Origin of the sequence: Cellvibrio sp. KY-GH-1, from assembly GCF_008806975.1 — a bacterium.
Taxonomy (GTDB): domain Bacteria; phylum Pseudomonadota; class Gammaproteobacteria; order Pseudomonadales; family Cellvibrionaceae; genus Cellvibrio.
This window is the reverse complement of record NZ_CP031728.1, coordinates 4,197,590-4,215,842: the sequence shown is the minus strand read 5'-3', so window position 1 is coordinate 4,215,842 and position 18,253 is coordinate 4,197,590. Positions and strand designations below refer to the sequence as shown.

The window sequence follows — 18,253 nt, the reverse complement described above, 5'->3', positions numbered from 1 at the left end:
CAGTCATCGACTGGAAAACAACAGCGACAGGGGATTCACAATGAACATAAAAACTATCTTCACCGTTTCCGCACTCAGTCTGGGCTTACTCGCCGGCTGTGGCGGTGGTGGCAACGGCAATAGCAACAAAAGCTCATCCACACCGACAACATCGAGCCAGCCCGCAGCAAGCAGTTTGGCGGCCAGTAGCCTGCAAAGTAGCGCCACCTCTTCAGCCGCTTTTAACGGGCTGGTGATTGAAGCCGAAGACTACTTGCGTTTTTACGACACCACGCCTGGCAATACCACCAACGAATACCGCCAGGATGCAGTGGATATTGAAAAAACCAATGACCAGGGTGGCGGTTACAACATCGGCTATATCGATGCGGGCGACTGGCTGGAGTTCAGTCTGGAAGTAACTACCCCGGGCACATTCTCGATCGAAAGTCGCGTAGCCAGCGCACAGAGCGGCGGCGCCTTGTTACTGGAGATAGATGGCAAAGCAGCAGCGGAACAGATCGCCGTTAGCGCGACCGGCGACTGGCAAACCTGGGCAAGCATTAACACCGCTATTGGCGACCTTGCCGTCGGAAACTATGCACTTTGCATCCAGATGAAAAGCGGCCCATTCAACCTCAACTGGTTGAAACTCACCTCCGCCAACGGCGGTGCAGTCGCCTTGAATAACACCCCCAAAGGGGCAGAAAGCAGTTGTATTCACCCTGTTGAACCACCCAAGGTAGCTGTTCCGGATCGTATCAAGCTCAACCAACTGGGCTTTACTCCCAATGCGGAAAAACTGGCAGTAGTGCCTGCCGTTGATGCCACCCGCTTTACGGTAGTTAAGGCGGGAACTGGTGAGCAAGTTCTGAGCGGCGACCTGAGCGCAGGTGCAATTTGGGAGCCTGCGCTGGAATCGGTAAAGCTGGCGGATTTATCCAGCCTGAGCAGCGCAGGCGACTATGAACTGCGAGTTGCCGGCGTGGCCGAGGCCGCAAAATTCAGTATTGCCACCAATGCCTACGACGCCGTGAATGCCGCCGCACTCAAAGCCTATTACTTCAATCGCGCCAGTACCGAGTTACTGGAAGCCAATGCCGGCATCTATAAACGTGCCGCCGGGCATCCGGATACACACGTACTTATCCACGCCTCGGCGGCCGACGCCAAACGTCCAGAAGGCACAGTCGTTAGCGCCGCCAAAGGCTGGTATGACGCCGGCGACTACAACAAATATATCGTCAACTCCGGCATAACTACCTACACGTTGCTTGCCGCCTTTCAGCGCTTTCCCACTTTTTTCACAGCTCAATCACTGAACATCCCTGAATCCGCTGATGCCGTCCCCGATATTCTCAACGAGGTCATGTGGAATCTGGAATGGATGCTGGCCATGCAGGATCCGAATGATGGTGGTGTCTACCACAAGCTGACCAGCAAGGGCTTTAATGGCTTTGAAATGCCGGAGACCGATAAATCCGAGCGCTATTTAGTACAGAAAACTACTGCGGCAACCCTCGATTTCGCCGCCGTGATGGCCGCTGCCAGCCGCATTTACCGCAACTATGAAAGCCAATACCCCGGCAAGTCCGCGCAGATGCTCGCCGCCGCAAAATCAGCATGGACATGGGCCAACGCCAACCCTGCCATTTACTACAGCCAACCAAGCGACATTCAAACTGGCGCCTATGGCGATAACAATGTCAGCGATGAGTTCTTCTGGGCCGGCTCAGAGCTTTATATCACCACCGCTGACAACAACTATTACACCGGTTTGAATACGACTGAAAATGCGGATGTCCCTGGTTGGGGCGGGGTAAAAAGCCTGGGCTGGATTTCACTGGCACAAAATCTGAACTCGCTCACCAGCGCGGCCGATGAAGCACTGATCAAAAATCGCCTCGATACGCTGGCAACGGGGATTGCTTCCAAAAAAGCCACCTCACCTTACGGTGTTTCGCTGGAAACCGGCGACTTCTTCTGGGGCAGCAACTCGGGCGCGCTCAATCAAGCGATGATGTTACTTGAGGCGTATCAATTGGATACCAGCAAAATCGCCTATCGCAACGCCGCCCAAGCCCTGTTCGACTACGTCCTCGGGCGCAACGCTACCGATTATTCGTTTGTGACCGGGTTTGGGGTTAAGTCGCCTCTTAATATTCATCACCGCCCTTCCGGTGGCGATGGCATAGCCGCGCCAATCCCCGGTTTTATTGTTGGCGGCCCGCACCCGGACCACTACAACGATTGCGGTAGTTATCCCTCTCCACTGCCGGCGAAATCCTTTGTGGATGAGCAGTGCAGCTATTCCACCAACGAGATTGCAATCAACTGGAATGCGCCTCTGGTGTACGTCTCAGCGGCGCTGCAAGTACTAGCACCCTAAGAGAACGGCCGCTACCGGGACAACTACTGTAGCGGTCTTTCAAATTAGCTTCGCGTATGTAAATACCAAACAATCGCTTATGATGCGGTTCCGTTCACGATCAACCCGGCACAACCATACTGGCGAACCCGCACAGGAGCACCTCATGGCAAATGTTAAGACCCAACTCGTTGTACTCGGCAGCGGCCCCGGTGGCTATTCTGCTGCTTTTCGCGCTGCTGACCTCGGTCTGGAAGTTACCTTGGTAGAGCGCTACTCCAGCCTGGGCGGTGTCTGCCTGAATGTGGGCTGCATTCCCTCCAAGGCACTACTGCATGTAGCCGAAGTGATCAGTGAAACCAAACACGCGGACAATCTCGGCCTGAGCATTGGCTCGGTCACCCACGATCTGGACAAAGTTCGCGCCTACAAGGATTCCGTGGTCAACAAACTGGTTTCCGGTGTGGGCGCCATGGCCAAAGGCCGCAAGGTGCAAGTCGTGGAAGGCTATGGCAGTTTCACTGGCCCCAATCAGTTGCAGGTAGAGAAAAACGGTGAAATCACCCTGATTGACTTTGATAACGCCATTATCGCCGCCGGTTCCCGCAGTGTGAAACTGCCTTTTATCCCCGAAGATCCGCGTATTTTCGATTCAACCGGCGCCCTCGAATTGCGTTCCGTTCCCGGCCGTTTATTGGTGATTGGCGGCGGGATTATTGGCCTGGAGATGGCCACCGTTTACGAAGCCCTGGGCAGCGAAGTAACCGTGGTGGAATTTGCCGACCAGTTGGTACCTGCGGCAGATAAGGACCTGATCGCCGTCTACAACAAGTACAACAAAGGCCGCTTTGAAGTGCTGCTCTCCACCAAAGTGGAAGCGGTAACGGCTAAACCCGAGGCAATCGAAGTAGCCTTTAGCGGCGCCCAAGCACCCGCAACCCCGCTACCATTTGATGCCGTATTAGTTGCGGTGGGCCGCAGCCCGAATGGCAAATTGATCGGTGCGGACAAAGCCGGTGTAAATGTGGATGAGCGAGGCTTTATTGCGGTAAACGAATACCTGCAAACCAACGTGCCGCACATATACGCGATCGGCGATATTATCGGCCAGCCCATGCTCGCCCACAAAGCGACTCATGAAGGTCACGCCGCCGCCGAGGGTGTTGCTGGCCATCCACACAAGTTCGAACCCATGGCGATACCATCAATTGCCTACACCAGCCCGGAAATTGCCTGGGTTGGTCTGACCGAAAAAGAAGCCCAGCAAAAAGGCATCAACTTCAAGACTGCGGTATTCCCCTGGAGCGCCAGCGGCCGCGCTATTGCCGCGGACCGCAGCGAAGGTAAAACCAAACTCATCTACGATGCCACTACCGATCGCCTGCTGGGGGCTGGCTTGGTGGGTGTGCATGCCGGAGAACTGTTGGGCGAACTGACGCTCGCGCTAGAGTTTGGGGCCAGCGTGGAAGATATAGCCCTGACCATCCACGCCCACCCAACCCTGCATGAATCGGTTGGTCTCGCGGCGGAATTGGGTGCGGGCACCATTACCGATTTGCCCAACCCCAAGGCGATTAAAAAATAATTGTTTGACACACGTAAAAATAAAAAAGGCCGATCAGTATTAACTGGTCGGCCTTTTTTTCTGAAACCCTGATGTGGCTTAGATCACCATCACCCCATCCGCTTCAATTAGCGAATTGCGTGGCAATTGACTGATGCCCAACGCGGCGCGCGCCGGATAAGGTTGCTGAAAGTATTGGCCCATCACTTCGTTTACGGTGGGGAAATTGGCCAGATCGGTCAAATAAATATTCAGCTTCACCACATCTTTCAAGCTGCCGCCAGCTGCTTCGCACACCGCTTGCAAGTTCTTAAATACTTGGTGCGCTTGCACCGCAAAATCACCTTCCACCAATTGCATGGTTTTTGGGTCCAACGGAATTTGCCCGGACAAATACACAGTGTTGTTGACCTTTACCGCTTGTGAGTAAGTACCTATGGCGGCGGGGGCGTTATCGCTATGAATAATGGCTTTATTGGTCATTGAATTAACCTTCTCGTGAAAAATTATTGGGATTGTCGATTAGTTTTTAGAGCGATTCACGCGAATCACAAAACTCAAATTGCGGATACGACGCATGATATTGGCGAGATGAATACGGTTGTGTACGCCGATGCAAAGATGAATCACACTGTTGTGTGCATCGCGTTCATGAACATTGATATGCTCGATACTTGCGCCCTGCTCGGTAATACGGGTGGCGAGGGTGGCGATAATGCCGCGATCACTTTCCACCTCCACGCGCACATCCACCAGGAATTCCCCACTCACGGTCGCCGCCCAATTTACCTGGCTGATTTTGTCGGGGTAGTTGCGGATTTCCGCAATATTGCGGCAGGTATCCTGATGAATCACCAAGCCCTTGCCGGAACTTACGTGGCCGATAATTGGGTCGCCGGGAATAGGGCGACAACAACGCGCGAAGCTAATCATCATACCTTCGGCGGAGTCGATGGTGATTGCTGAGCTCAAGGTTCCGGGGCGAGTTTTGGCTTCGGCATCTGGCTGTAGCAATTTCACGATTGAGTAGACAACCTTGTTGCCCAAGCCGATTTCCTCGAACAATTTCTCCATTGAATCCACCTGCACACCGTGCAGGATTTTGTGTTGCTGCTCTTCGCTCAAATGGTCGAGATCCATATGAATCTCCGCCAGCGCGCGATTGAGCATGCGTTTGCCGAGTGTAACTGACTGGTGATGACGCTGGTGTTTAAGGTAGTGACGGATCGCCGAACGTGCCTTGGCGGAAACGACAAAATTGAGCCAGTTGGGATTGGGCTGCGCGCCTTGAGCCGTAATAATTGCGACTTTCTGACCACTTAACAGCGGCTGCGACAAAGGCGCCATGCGCTCATTAATCCGGCATGCCACGCAGGTGTTGCCAATATCCGTATGAACCGCATAAGCGAAATCCACCGGCGTCGAACCGGTCGGCAACTCTACAATTTTTCCCTTGGGCGTGAAGACATAAACCTCATCGGGAAAGAGATCGATTTTTACGTTTTCAATGAACTCGAGCGAGTTGCCAGCGTTTTTCTGCATCTCCAGCAACCCTTGCACCCATTGGCGCGCGCGGCTGTGGCTAGCGTTGATCGTGGCGTCGCTATTGGATTTGTACAGGAAATGGGCCGCAATACCACTATTGGCCATTTCATCCATTTCTTTGGTGCGGATCTGCACTTCAATCGGCACCCCGTGCATGCCCACCAACACCGTGTGCAGTGATTGATAGCCGTTGGTTTTGGGAATAGCGATGTAGTCTTTAAATTCGCCCGCAACCGGTTTGTACAGGTTGTGCACCACACCCAGCACGCGGTAGCAGGTGTCTACACTGTCCACAATAATGCGGAAGGCATAGACATCCATAATTTCTTTGAAGAATTTTTTCTTCTGCCGCATCTTCTCGTAGATGCTGAACAGATGCTTTTCCCGTCCAATCACAATCGATGTGATATTTTCCTTGAGCAGCCGCTTTTCAAACGAGGCCTGAATTTGCTCCACCAGCTCTTTGCGATTGCCGCGTGCTGTTTTTAGCGCAGCCTGCAAACGCGTAGCACGCAGTGGGTACATGCAATAAAAACTGCGATCTTCCAGCTCAAGGCGCACATCGTTCATTCCCAACCGGTGTGCAATTGGGGCATAGATTTCCAGCGTTTCCTTGGCGATGCGACGCTTTTTATCCGGCGGCATAGCGCCCAGGGTACGCATATTGTGCAATCGGTCGGCGAGCTTAACCAGAATTACGCGCAGGTCATTGGCCATCGCCAACGCCATTTTTTGGAAGTTCTCGGCCTGTTTCTCGGCGTGGGACTCAAATTCAATCTGAGTGAGCTTGGAAACACCATCCACCAGATCCGCCACTGAATCGCCAAACTGGCCGGCAATGGCTTTTTTACTGATACCGGTATCTTCAATCACATCGTGCAACATGGCTGCCATCAGGCTTTGATGGTCCATATGCATGCTGGCGAGGATGTCGGCCACGGCAAGGGGATGGGTGATATAGGCTTCGCCGCTGCGGCGTTTTTGGCCGTCGTGGGCTTGTTCGGCGTAGAAGTAGGCGCGCTTCACCAAACTGATTTGGGAAGGTTCGAGGTAAGACGATAGTCGATGGCTAAGGGCCTCGATGGTTTGCACGCCTTGCTCCAAATCTCACAGTGCCAGCGGCGCTGGCATCAGGTTTCCAACAGCACAACCGCCAGCTCACGTCTGAGTAAGGTGGCGGTTGTTGGAAATTAAATCTCGTTGTCGTAGGTACGCTCAGGCTTGGGCTGGGGCAGAGTATCTTTCTCCAGCAGGATGCTCGCATCGATAAAGCCTTCTTCGATCTCGCGCAGTGCGATAACGGTTGGCTTGTCGTTTTCAGGAGCAACGAAGGGTTCCTTGCCGCCGATAGCCAATTGACGGGCGCGCTTGCTGCCAACCATCACCAGCTCAAAACGGTTATCAACGTGATCCAGACAATCTTCAACAGTAATACGTGCCATAACTTATGCTCTTCAAAAAATAAGCGCGCGATAAACGCTTGGAATCCGGGGCGTTTAGGGTCTAAAACGCCGAAGGGGTTGCTATTATGCGTTAGTAGCAACAAATCTGCCAACCGCGTTGGCTAAAATCAAGCCAATAAACTTTTTAACAGCTCATTGTAACGCTCTGCCTGGCGCGCCAAGCGGATATGCTGACTGGTAATCAGCGCCTGAAACTGGGCTAACGCGACGGTGAAATCGTCGTTAATGATCAGGTAATCCGCTTCCACATAGTGAGACATCTCACTGATCGCCTCGCTCATACGCGCTTCAATAACCGCTTCGTTGTCCTGACCACGCCCCGTCAATCGCTGGCGCAAGCAGGCCAGTGAAGGCGGCAGGATAAACAGACTGACGGTATCAGGCATCAACTTGCGTACCTGCTGTGCTCCCTGCCAATCGATCTCCAAAATCACATCTATACCCTGCCTGAGTGTGTCTACTACCCACTGCTGCGAGGTGCCGTAGAGATTACTAAACACGCGCGCATGCTCGAGGAATGCACCTTGCTCCAGCATTGATTCAAAGGTTGCATGATCGACAAAATGGTAATTCACCCCATCAACCTCGCCAGGGCGCATGGGGCGCGTGGTGTGAGAGACAGAGACACAAACTTCCGGATTGGATTTCACCAACGCGCTGACCAGACTGGTTTTGCCTGCCCCCGAGGGCGCTGAAACTGTGTAAAGGGTGCCGAGATTAGCCATGAAGTCGCCTTGAAATTCGAAACAGAGGGAACAGGAATCAAAGAATAGCGGAAATTATGGCACAGCTTGCAGGATGGCTCAGCCGAAAGTTTCAGGTAGCCGAAGAAACCCGGATGCACGCCGTAAAAGATATGGCATAGTAAACCACTCAAACACCACTACAGCGAATCGACCATGCTTCGTCAATTGCTCTCCATCACCCAAACTGCTGAACGCCTGCGTGTGCGCCCCGACTATGTGCGCGAACTGGTAGCAAAAAAACGCCTGACCTTTATTCATGGTGAACAGTGCGATGCCGCCGAGGTAGAGCAGCTCGCCAAATTAATGGACAAGCTGCGTAAGAATGGAATTGCAACTCTGGTGGAAATTACTGCACAGGAAGAAAAATTCGATCATTAATCGCGCCCGCTTCAAACGCGGGCGCGATTAACACTATTTGGCGACCCGCTGCTGTTCACGCACCTCATAGTAGGTCTGTTCCGATATTTTCTGGTAAGCCCCTGAATCATTCATAAATGTTTTATAGGACTCATAAACTTTTTTGAATTGCGGATCTTTCGCAGCCTGCTCAGCGTAAACCTGTTGCGAAATCTGGTAAAAATGTTTGAGCACTTCATCTGGCAACTTGCGAATTTGCACCCCCTGATTTTCCACCAACTCTTTCAATGCGCGACTATTGTGTGCGGTATAGCTGTCAAACATATCCTGACTCATCGCGCGCGCTGCATAAGTCACAATCGCTTGCAAATCTTTAGGCAGACTTTCAAACGCAGTCTTATTAATAATTAATTCCATGGATGGGCCCGGTTCATGCCAACCCGGGTAGTAATAATATTTCGCGATCTGTTGAAAACCAAAAGCCAAATCATTTTCAGGCCCGACCCATTCCGCCGCATCGATAACGCCGGTTTGCAATGCGGTGTAAAGTTCACCCCCAGGAATATTGACTGAAGTTCCCCCAGCCAAATTAAATACTTCACCAGCCAAACCGGGAATACGCATTTTCAAACCACGGATATCTTCCACCGAATTAATTTCGCGATTAAACCAGCCGGCCATTTGCACACCGGTGTTACCCGCAGGGAAGGGAATTAAATTAAAGGGGGCATAAAGTTCACGCCACAACTCCAAACCGCCACCGTAATTAATCCAGCCATACAGTTCCTGCGCATTCATTCCAAAAGGCACTGAAGTAAAAAATTGTGCCGCTGGTACTTTGCCACGCCAGAAATAACTGCCCGAATGCCCCATCTCCACACTGCCAGCAGACACCGCATCAAACACGCCCATGGCCGGCACCAATTCGTTGGCACCATACACATGAATTTGCAATCGCCCGCCCGACATTTCGTTAATCACGCGCGCCAGGTTTTCTGCACCCACGCCCAACCCGGGCGTATTTTTCGGCCAGGAAGTTACCATTTTCCAATGATAAGTTTGTGCAGAAACCGCCGATGAGTTTTGCTCACTCGCCGCTACCGATGTTGGTGCATGTTTTGGTTTGGATTTTTCCAACACCAGCGCCGCAAACGTTGCCGCAAACGCAACAATCAATACAACGATAACAAGCGGGTACCAATTAATGGATTTATTGTTCATAGTTCCTTCGCTGTAATAGTTAGCAATGAATATTTACTACGGTTTATGAAAATTGTTGTAGCTAAAATGGCTGCCAATGTAGCTTTTTTGGCTACACCCATACTAATCAATCACAACCCCTGCAACTTCGCATATTGCATCACCAAACGTTTGGTGCCGATTTTTTCGAATTTTACTTGCACTACGGCGTTGGGGCCTTTGCCTTCGAATTGCAGGATGGTGCCTTCGCCGAAGATGGCGTGGGTGACGCGTTGACCGAGCTTGAAGCCGGTGTCATCGCCACTATCACTCAGGCTTTCGCGCGCTGAGGATTTGGTCGCTGCGCGCTGGAAACTGACCGGGCGGGTGACCGCCGTTTTCAGGCGGACTTCTTCAATGCACGCCGGTGGAATTTCCCGGACGAAACGCGATACCGCATTGAAGGTTTCATTGCCGTACAAGCGACGAGTTTCGGCGTAGCTGATAAATAATTTTTGCATGGCGCGGGTGATGCCCACATAGCAGAGACGGCGCTCTTCTTCCAAGCGATCCGGGTCATCGGCAGACATTTTGTGCGGGAATAAGCCCTCTTCCACACCGGCGAGAAATACCAGCGGAAATTCCAGACCTTTGGCTGAGTGCAATGTCATCAGCTGAATTGCCTCTTCAAATTCATCCGCCTGGGTTTCACCAGCATCGAGTGCCGCGGTATCTAAAAATTGTTGCAGTGGCGAAATAGCGTCATCATTTTCTTCCGCATCGAATGCGCGACACGCGGTAATTAATTCCTGCAAGTTTTCACCGCGCGCCTGACCTTTCTCACCTTTTTCGTTTTGATGAAATAGCAACAGGCCGGTATCTTCAATCACCATGCGCGCAATTTCATCGAGCGCAGGCGCTTCGCCATGATCATCAAATGCAAAGGAATCCTGCGCGAGTTTAATAATTAAATTTAGAAAGGTTTGCACTGCGTTGCCGGCACGCGCGGCAAAGACTTTGTGCGCGAGCATTTGCTCGGTAGCAGCCCAGAGCGAGCAGCCCTGATCACGCGCAAATAACCGAATATCGTCGACGGTTTTTCCGCCAATGCCGCGCGTGGGAGTATTGATAACACGCTCAAATGCGGCATCGTCATGGCGATTACTAATGAGGCGCATGTAGGCGATGGCATTTTTAATTTCAAGGCGATCATAAAAACGCAAACCGCCGTAGATGCGATAGGGAATGGCCTCGCGCAATAAAGCTTCTTCCAGCACCCGCGACTGGGCGTTGGAACGATACAGAATCGCCACTGAATCGCGCTTGTTGCCCTGCTTTAACCAGCTTTGAATGCGCTCCACAATAAAGCGCGCTTCATCTTGTTCGTTGTAGGCGGCGTAAAGCGAAATGGCTTCACCCTTATCGCCGTCAGTCCACAGTTCTTTACCCAAGCGGCCGGCATTATGTTTGATCACCGCGTTAGCGGCTTGCAAAATATTTCCGGTAGAACGGTAGTTTTGCTCGAGGCGATAAATCTCGGTGCCGGAAAAATCTTGCGAAAAGCGCTGGATGTTTTCAATTTTTGCACCGCGCCAACCGTAAATGGATTGATCGTCGTCGCCTACTGCCGTTACACAACTGGTCTTACCCGCGAGCACGCGCAGCCAAGCGTATTGAACGCTATTGGTATCCTGAAATTCATCTACCAAAATAAACGGAAAGCGCTGGCGATAATGCTCAAGGATGTGCGGTTTATGCAGCCACAATTCGTGCGCGCGCAACAAAATTTCCGCGAAGTCCACCATACCACCGCGCTGGCAATCGTCTTCGTAAGCGCGATAAATTTGCAACATTGTGCGCACAAACGGATCGCCGGCTTCCTGAATATGCTGCGGGCGACGGCCTTCATCTTTTTGTTCGTTGATATACCACTGTGCCTGTTTGTGCGGCCATTTATTTTCATCCAGATTGAGCGCCTGATACACGCGCTTGATTAAACGCAATTGATCGTCGCTGTCGAGAATCTGGAAATTTTGCGGCAAGTTCGCATCTTGCCAATGGGCCTTTAACAGGCGATGAGCCAGGCCGTGGAAAGTACCTACCCACATGGCGCGACTATTGACGTGCTGGCCGCTGCCAGTAGGTAGCGAGTTGTGAAAAAGTTCATCCAGGCGACTGCGCATTTCGCGCGCGGCCTTGTTGGTGAATGTCACCGCCATAATTGAATAAGGCGAAACCCGTTCCACCTGAATTAACCAGGCAATACGGTGTACCAACACACGCGTTTTGCCGCTGCCGGCGCCAGCGAGGATCAGTTGGTTAGCCGCCGGTGCAGACACTGCCGCGCGCTGGGCGTCATTGAGGTTATCGAGTAGCAGGGAGACATCCATAACATTGGGCCGAGGGGCAGGTGCCCGCAAAAATCATCAAACAGGAATGCGCGCGATTTTACTGGCTAGATATACATATAGCCACTTTTGTTTTTTACCCTACCACTTCCATCCCATACGATTGCCGGTATGCTGCCATTGTTGGCGGAGGAGATTGTTATGAGTGATACACAAAAGGCGTGGCTGGAGCGGTGCATTGAACTGGCCAAGACCCAAGCCGATAGTGGGCAAGGCGGCCCCTTTGCTGCGCTGGTGGTAAAAAACGGAGAGATCATTGCCGAGGGCTGCAACCAGGTGACCAGTACCAACGACCCCAGCGCCCACGCCGAGGTAGTTGCTATTCGCAATGCTTGCCAAAGGCTGGGAAGTTTTCAGTTGGATGACTGCGAGATCTACACCAGTTGCGAACCCTGCCCCATGTGTTTGGGGGCGATATTCTGGGCCAGACCCAAAGCAGTTTACTTTGCCGCAACCCGCATGCAGGCGGCGGCGGCCGGGTTTGACGATGAGTTTATTTACGAGCAGATCACGCTGGAAGGGGGAGCACGGCGGATTCCCTTTTTACACCGCCCTTTGGAGAGCGCCAACCATCCCTTTGAGCACTGGAATCACTGCAGTAATAAGCAGGATTACTAGTTATTCAGGTTATTTGCTGTTAAAGCTTTTGGCACGGGTCAGGAGCACACCGACCAAGGCGGCAAATAATACCATGAGTGGCACAGCACCTGAGAGGGAACCGGTTGCCTGAGCACCAAGCTCAAATCCCGACTTCACCAGCACTTGGGGTGGTAATACCTCAACCACCGAATCCACTCCCACAGAAGGATTCGTCAGCCGCTGCTCATCAGCAGTGCAGTTGGTATCCGGGCCAACGTCAGCGGCCATGAGTTGAGCGCAATCCATCAGCGCCGCTTGGCTCGCGGTAGCAAATAACAGGGCAATAACTCCCACAGCAAACCTGAGGTTTGCGCATAGAACTGAGTGAATCATTTCCTTTACCCCACAAATACGGGTGTTTAGTAACAAGACTTTAGCAGTGAAAAAAAGTGACGCAAGTCTCTTTTTTCTGGCAATTTAGATGCCAAAAACTCATTAAAGATTATTTAGGCGACAAGGTATTGATTCTATTGACTCAAAATCAGACGCGCTGTGCGCTATGTAGCAGATGGATATAAACAGAGTTCTAGAAAGGAAAAAATGATCCAGGAACCTGACCTTTTTTCAGCAGGGCTGCCACATCCATACTCAAGGCAACACCCGCGTGCACCAAAACACCTCCCCAGATGGAACGGGATTTTAGCGCCAGTATGCCGAGGAACAGACCAAATAATATCGCGCCGGTGGCTTCCAACCAGAGCTTGGGAAAATGAATCATCATGTAGGGCACACACATCACCCAAATGGCATTGGCACCCAGTGCAGGCCGCAAGGCATTGAGCATAAAGCCGCGGAAGAAGAATTCCAGAAATACAAACTGGCTCAGGTAAAGTAGCTCCCACAGCAGCAGATCCAACCAACTGCGCCCGGCGCTGCGATAAAAGGGATAGTGGTGGACGAAATCCTCCCCCTGACTGACCAACACCACAAACACCAATATGGGGCTAAGCAGCAACAGATATCCGCGCCAGTGCTCTCCGACCTGATTCCAGCGCCATCCGAAATCGTGCATCCGCTCCTTGAACACCCAACGAATAACCAGCCAAGGTAGCAGGATAAAGGTAAACAGGTGGCAGCCAGTCCACCACAGATAACCCGCTAGCTCTAACCAGCCAGATGCTTCCAGTTGTTGTAAATAGGAGGTACCGCGCCACTCACCCAGCCACTGCAACAGCCCCTGCAGATTGGTCGCAAATTTGGCGTAGTGGAGAATCAGCAAACTTACTGACACAGTGGCCAGAACTGCCACTACACGCCGCAATGCCTGCGGGCGCGGCATCTGCCAAGACGGGGCCGCAGCGTCGATTTGATCGAGCGCAACAAGTATCTGGCGCGGATGCAAATCGGCAAGCTTCATCGCTATTTCTTCTTCGTCTTGGCTTGTGGTTGATGGCTGCGCTCGTACATATCGAGGAATTTAAAAATGATGTCCTTGGCAAAGCGGCTTTCGGAATTGGTTAAAAACACCATGCCGATTTGCAGGTCGCGGTTGAACACCATCTCGGTGCGAAAGCCCTTCACATGGCCACCGTGGTGGATGAAATTTTTGTGGCGTCCGTAGTCAAACACCCGCCAACCCATGCCATAGGCAGTGTTGGCCACCGCTTTGCGCACGCCGTAATAGTTTTGCGCCGGGGTATTTTTAGTAACACGCGATTGAATGGGGTTGAGTACCGCCAGCGGCAAGGCGTCTGGTCGCTTGCCCATTTGACCGAGTAGATATCTGGACATATCGGTGATGCTGGCATTTACGCCCGCTGCCGGTGCCACCCTGTACCAATTGGCGGTGACGGCGGTCGGAATCCAGCGGCTGCCGTTGTTGATGTGGGGCGCCGCGCGATTAGGTGAGGCGTTATAGCTAGCGAGACCGTATGAGGCAGAGCGCATCCCAAGCGGGGTAAAAATATGCTGCGCCGCATACTTCTCAAAACTCATCCCCGATTTCTTTTTGATCATCTCACCCGCCAGACTGAAACTGACATTCTGGTACGCAAAACACTTACCCGGCGGGCAGACAAAATTCACGTAGCGCAAGCGTTTGACTATCTCGGCGTAGCTCATGTTCTCGTCGATAAAATGGCTGTAGGTGTGGCGCGGCAAGCCGGAGGCCTGGGACAAAATATTGCGGAACGTCAGCTGTTTGCCATAGCGCACGTTTTTAAACGTGACGTCAGGAAGCAGCGATGTGACAGTGGTATCCCAGCTGATTTTGCCCTCATTGACCAAGGCACTCGCCGCCGTCGCCGCGAAGGATTTGGATAGGGAGGCGAGGCGGAACACGGTATCCGGTGTAACCTTTTCACGGGTTCCAGCGCGGCGCACGCCATAACCCTGCAAGGATTTCACCTGCCCGCCCGATACCACCACAATGGCCACACCAGGCACAAAAGGTGCCACTTTTTTAGCCACGTAATCTTCAAACTCAGCCACAAACGCCTCCGCATGGCCCGCGGGATAGCGCGGTGCATTGACCGGGGCGGTGGTAATGAGCGGAATATCCTCCACCGATTGTGGCGACTCCTCCGGCGCAACCGGCAACTCAGCCTCGGCCGATGTAACCGGCGCGTTAGCTGCAGACCTGGTTGCTACAGCGGAGGGGGCAGAAGTGGTAAGGGGCGAAGAACTGGCAAGGGGCGAAGAGGCGACAACGAGTCCCTGGGTGGCAGCCTGGGAGCTGACAAACGACTGTGCCGGACCTTGGGTTTGCACCTGAGGCGCGACAACCTGTGCAGGAACTGCGTCAACCCGGGCCGCCGAGGAAGCCGCCAGAGTTTGGGTAAAAGGGGAGGTTTGCAGCGGCTGCGCCGGCGCGAATGACGCCGGGGCACTGCTGGCAGCCGCCTGCTGCTGGAACGGCAGGGCAATAGGTACGGTTACGCGTTTCTCACCATTGGCCATCGCCGGTAGGGAGGGGGAAACAAGCAGAGCGCACATCAGGCCCGTCAGGAATTTTCTTGTCATTCTTCTCATCAATTAAACGGGCATCACCGGGTTAATAGAAATTGGCGTTATCTTTCCTTTAACACGGCGTCGCCGGCGTTAACACGAATCACAGGGTCTTGATGTATTCCACCAACTCCCACCGTTGCGGATCGGTTAAGGCATCCTGTTTTGTGCCATTAATGGCTGGGGCATGCACAGTGCCATATTCATGGCCGCTGTTAAAATCGCCGCGCTGATTGGCGCGGAAATTAAACCCTTCATAGCCCTCGGAACGCAACCCGATTTTTACCGGATCAAACTCGCGCCCGCCGACTTTGAAGTCAGCCGGGCGATACAGGCCGTTTTCAGGATCATCCTTGCGTTTCACTGGCAAGAGCAAATCATAAATGCTGGGCACTGACCCATTGTGCAGATAGGGCGCAGTCGCCCAGATACCATTCAGCGGCCGCGCTTTATAGGCCAGCAGCGAATTGTAGGGTTTGGCCGTAGTGTCAGGCCAATAGTCGCCGGATTTTACACTGGCTTTGATTTGATTATCAAAGAGCGATTTGCCCAGCAAATACAACCAATCGAGCCCGCGGCGCGGCCACCATTTATCCGGGTCAGGCGCGGTGGTTACCTCTCCGGTAGTCACAGCAGTCAAGGTCTGCACCACGGGTGCACGCTCCTGAATCACCAGCGAACCTACACTTTCACTCTGGTAAGTATTTTTAAAATTCCCCGAGTAACCGGTGTAACTCACCCCGTTTTCTGCCATAGCGCGGTCGGTACCCGCCAACTCCAGATGCGACATATTTGCGAGCGCGATGCGATTCCAGTCTGTGCGGTCAATCGCATGGTGACAAGACTCGCAGTATTCGGCGTACAACTGGCGACCACGGTGGGCTTTCTCCCAATCAATTTTCCATTCCGGCAGCGCACCAAACAGGGCATTGGCCTTTTTCTGCTCGGGGTTATTGGTGCCAGTATCCAAGCTGGGCCATACCGGCGAGGTCAGGCTTTTAAGGTGCGACTCCAGGCGCGATAGATTCACCAAATCCACCGAAGAGGTGAATTTGATCTGGTAACTTTTACCCTTTTGCCCAGTGAGCAAGGAGGACAAACTCCAGCCACGCTCCTGCGCGGTCCAATCCAGTATGGCAAACACACCGATCACTTCACCGGTGTTGCGCCCCAAGGGCCCAAGGGCCGCATTATTCGCCAGGCCATTCCACTGCACGTAATCAGAGTGAGTGATGTCCCACAGGAAGGGGTAGCTCACCGGCGCATTCGGCTCATTGAAAATCAGTGATTTGATCTGATTTAGCGCATCCACATTCAGGCCAGGGTAACCCTCTTTGGTGGACATCAGTCGGTCAATTACACGCGCAAACTGCAGGTCGCCGATAATTGTTTCCCCAAGCCCTTCCATCACTTTGTCAACCTGGGCAGGCGTTAGCAGATTTTGTCCGGGGTTGTCAGGGTTGGTCGCGCCCGCTAAAACATCGCGCAGTTGCGCCGGGCTGATGACATATTCCAGCACCCGGTTATAGATGCGGCCGAACGCATCAAGGCGCCCATAGCCATAATCCACACGCGAGTGGTTAATGTTGTTGTAGAGACGAATCTTACGCGCCCAGCGCTTGAGGTCTGCCTGGATTTCCCCGCTATCGGCATAGCCATTATTTAGCTCCAGCACGCGGGTGACGAAGCGATGATTTTTATCGCTGTTTTCCGCCGCCGCCGCCATGCTGCGCTCCAGATCTTTCAGGAAACCCACCATATCGGCCATGGCCGGGCCGCCATCGATCCGCATCGCCGTGCCCTGGTAATTGACCTGCCCGGTGTGGCAGGCGGCACAGGTAAACCCCACGTAATCCTGCCCTTTATACGACTCTTTCACAAAGCCGACGGGCAGTCCATCCGGGTTAAAAAATGTAGGTTTTTGCGGCAGGTAACGGTATTTATCGATAAGTTGCGTGGAGAGGAAGGGTTCACTGGACTCTGCCTGCTCCAACGCGAGAAAAAAGTCGTAGGGGATTAACGCCGAGCCCTGGGTGGTGTTGTAGTACCAGAGGCTGTCATTGGCACTCCAACCCTGATCCAGATAGATAGGGGTTGCATAACCCTCACCAAAGGCGCCATTCTCCACCGCTACTGCACCTCGCTCCGGGTCATCATCCCAACCCTGGTAGATCTTGCCCAAGGCGAGGCTGATGGCCATCAGCACTACCGCCAACACCAGCAACTTCACAATCAACCACAGTAGCGCGCGGGAAAAAAAACGTCTCAGGCTGAGCACACCCATAATTAACTCCTCTTTAAACGGGTTTCCGACAAATACCTTTTTCTGGCAGACAGATGAATCTTCTGATGAACCAAGTGCCTAAAGATACTATGCGCGCCAACGATTGCCAGTTTTTATTGTTAAGCGACTTTTGTTAAACGACACAGGTTTTGCTGAAGTGCGCGACTTGCAACCGCCGCCTCATGGCATTAGTGTAGCCGCGTATTTTTGTCCCCCTGATTAATGATTAATCATCTCCGAGGAAGCCTCCATGAAAAAACTCTCCATCATCCTTGCCACTGCCCTCATTAGCCTGACCAGCGCCTGCACCTGGGTAAAAGTAAGCGAGCAAGGCTCTAACGTGGCTGTAGCCAACGCCGCGAATGTACGCAGCTGCGATAAAGTGCGCACGGTCAACGTAAAAGTAAAAGACAATTTTGTCGGCTCAATGAAGCGCGACCCTAACAAGGTTGCAACTGAACTAACCAACATGGCGCGCAATGAAGCAAGCCAATTCGGCGGTGATACCGTAGTACCCGTAAGCCTGGTACAAAATGGCCGTCAGAGCTTTGATGTCTATAAGTGTAACTAAGCCACGAAGACACAGGGGCCGGGCCTAAGCCCGGCTTGCTGCTTTTCCCTCCTATACCTAACCGCTTTCGTAGCTCGGGTTTTTGTACTTAATTCCGCTTTCCATGCCAAAACTTTGCTAGTGTTAGCGGCAGCGAATGCTGTCTTATGTTTGTCACATAATTGCCATAATCTGGCGCAAAAAGTCTGGTGCTATGAGGTCCAA

At 52.7% G+C, this 18,253-nt stretch carries 15 protein-coding genes; 5 read left to right on the top strand and 10 right to left on the bottom strand.

Annotation, left to right across the window (positions count from 1 at the left end; translation table 11 throughout):
* Positions 1 to 40 precede the first annotated feature (40 nt).
* Positions 41 to 2,368, top strand: coding sequence for a glycoside hydrolase family 9 protein (locus D0C16_RS17825; RefSeq protein ID WP_225318743.1), 2,328 nt, complete (start codon positions 41 to 43; stop codon positions 2,366 to 2,368).
* Between the two features lie 145 nt (positions 2,369 to 2,513).
* The gene (gene lpdA / locus D0C16_RS17820) at positions 2,514 to 3,932 is read left to right on the top strand and encodes a dihydrolipoyl dehydrogenase (protein ID WP_151033607.1); all 1,419 of its coding nucleotides are present in this window, start codon (positions 2,514 to 2,516) and stop codon (positions 3,930 to 3,932) included.
* Between the two features lie 78 nt (positions 3,933 to 4,010).
* Here the strand turns inward: lpdA and D0C16_RS17815 are convergent, their stop codons facing one another.
* The 4 genes from D0C16_RS17815 to gmk all read right to left on the bottom strand — a co-directional run bounded on the left by D0C16_RS17815 (position 4,011) and on the right by gmk (position 7,644).
* Positions 4,011 to 4,394, bottom strand: coding sequence for a RidA family protein (locus D0C16_RS17815; RefSeq protein WP_151033606.1), 384 nt, complete (start codon positions 4,392 to 4,394; stop codon positions 4,011 to 4,013).
* A gap of 39 nt (positions 4,395 to 4,433) precedes the next feature.
* Complete coding sequence (gene spoT, locus D0C16_RS17810) at positions 4,434 to 6,548, bottom strand: bifunctional GTP diphosphokinase/guanosine-3',5'-bis pyrophosphate 3'-pyrophosphohydrolase (protein WP_151033605.1); 2,115 nt, start codon at positions 6,546 to 6,548, stop codon at positions 4,434 to 4,436.
* Positions 6,549 to 6,646: 98 nt separating this feature from the next.
* Positions 6,647 to 6,898, bottom strand: coding sequence for a DNA-directed RNA polymerase subunit omega (gene rpoZ, locus D0C16_RS17805; protein ID WP_151033604.1), 252 nt, complete (start codon positions 6,896 to 6,898; stop codon positions 6,647 to 6,649).
* A gap of 128 nt (positions 6,899 to 7,026) precedes the next feature.
* Positions 7,027 to 7,644, bottom strand: a complete 618-nt coding sequence (gmk, locus tag D0C16_RS17800; RefSeq protein ID WP_151033603.1) for a guanylate kinase — start codon at positions 7,642 to 7,644, stop codon at positions 7,027 to 7,029.
* Between the two features lie 174 nt (positions 7,645 to 7,818).
* Between gmk and D0C16_RS17795 the strand changes: the two genes are divergently transcribed.
* Positions 7,819 to 8,043 (top strand): hypothetical protein, encoded by a 225-nt coding sequence (locus D0C16_RS17795; protein WP_151033602.1) that lies wholly within the window; start codon positions 7,819 to 7,821, stop codon positions 8,041 to 8,043.
* A gap of 33 nt (positions 8,044 to 8,076) precedes the next feature.
* Here the strand turns inward: D0C16_RS17795 and D0C16_RS17790 are convergent, their stop codons facing one another.
* Together D0C16_RS17790 and uvrD are read right to left on the bottom strand one after the other, a co-directional pair.
* Positions 8,077 to 9,243: a TRAP transporter substrate-binding protein gene (locus D0C16_RS17790; RefSeq protein ID WP_151033601.1), complete on the bottom strand. Its 1,167-nt coding sequence runs from the start codon at positions 9,241 to 9,243 to the stop codon at positions 8,077 to 8,079.
* Positions 9,244 to 9,353: 110 nt separating this feature from the next.
* On the bottom strand, positions 9,354 to 11,591 hold the full coding sequence (gene uvrD / locus D0C16_RS17785; protein ID WP_151033600.1) for a DNA helicase II: 2,238 nt from the start codon (positions 11,589 to 11,591) through the stop codon (positions 9,354 to 9,356).
* Between the two features lie 159 nt (positions 11,592 to 11,750).
* On the opposite strand from uvrD, the gene D0C16_RS17780 reads away from it, so the two are divergent.
* Entirely contained in the window at positions 11,751 to 12,227 is a 477-nt protein-coding gene (locus D0C16_RS17780; protein ID WP_151033599.1) for a nucleoside deaminase, read from the top strand.
* Between the two features lie 9 nt (positions 12,228 to 12,236).
* Here the strand turns inward: D0C16_RS17780 and D0C16_RS17775 are convergent, their stop codons facing one another.
* The 4 genes from D0C16_RS17775 to D0C16_RS17760 all read right to left on the bottom strand — a co-directional run bounded on the left by D0C16_RS17775 (position 12,237) and on the right by D0C16_RS17760 (position 17,478).
* On the bottom strand, positions 12,237 to 12,581 hold the full coding sequence (locus D0C16_RS17775) for a hypothetical protein (protein ID WP_151033598.1): 345 nt from the start codon (positions 12,579 to 12,581) through the stop codon (positions 12,237 to 12,239).
* 193 nt (positions 12,582 to 12,774) lie between these two features.
* Entirely contained in the window at positions 12,775 to 13,605 is an 831-nt protein-coding gene (locus D0C16_RS17770; protein ID WP_151033597.1) for a CPBP family intramembrane glutamic endopeptidase, read from the bottom strand.
* 2 nt (positions 13,606 to 13,607) lie between these two features.
* The gene (locus D0C16_RS17765; RefSeq protein ID WP_225318742.1) at positions 13,608 to 15,209 is read right to left on the bottom strand and encodes a serine hydrolase; all 1,602 of its coding nucleotides are present in this window, start codon (positions 15,207 to 15,209) and stop codon (positions 13,608 to 13,610) included.
* Between the two features lie 88 nt (positions 15,210 to 15,297).
* The gene (locus D0C16_RS17760; protein WP_151033596.1) at positions 15,298 to 17,478 is read right to left on the bottom strand and encodes a di-heme-cytochrome C peroxidase; all 2,181 of its coding nucleotides are present in this window, start codon (positions 17,476 to 17,478) and stop codon (positions 15,298 to 15,300) included.
* Between the two features lie 250 nt (positions 17,479 to 17,728).
* Between D0C16_RS17760 and D0C16_RS17755 the strand changes: the two genes are divergently transcribed.
* Entirely contained in the window at positions 17,729 to 18,049 is a 321-nt protein-coding gene (locus D0C16_RS17755) for a DUF4156 domain-containing protein (RefSeq protein ID WP_151033595.1), read from the top strand.
* Positions 18,050 to 18,253 lie beyond the last annotated feature (204 nt).